Below are 320 nucleotides of genomic sequence, written 5' to 3' on the forward strand. Positions count from 1 at the left end.
GGTTCGGGGAGGCGCTCAGGGACACCTGGGCGTAGACCGAGGTGAAGAAGAACAGCGGTACGAAGGCGAGCATCGCGAAGAACAGCACCGCCGCGTCGATGGTGAACGCCCTGTCCCGGAAAACCCGCAGGTCGATCAGCGGATGCCGCACCTGACGCTCGAACCGGACGAAACCGTAGAGGATCGCGAGGCCGCCCGCGATGCACAGCCAGGTCGCCCAGCTGTCCCAGCCCCAGGACCAGGCCTGCTGGAAGCCGAGGACGCTCAGGCCCATGCCGACCGCGACCAGGGCGGCCCCACGGACGTCCAGGGTGCCGGAC

General features: G+C 68.8%; 1 pseudogene. It reads right to left on the minus strand.

Annotated elements, in window-relative coordinates:
* Nucleotides 1–320: pseudogene (locus tag IF47_RS0127155) on the minus strand (MFS transporter); the annotation flags it as partial.

It is taken from the genome of Streptomyces megasporus (assembly GCF_000718985.1).
GTDB classification, from domain to species: domain Bacteria; phylum Actinomycetota; class Actinomycetes; order Streptomycetales; family Streptomycetaceae; genus Streptomyces; species Streptomyces megasporus.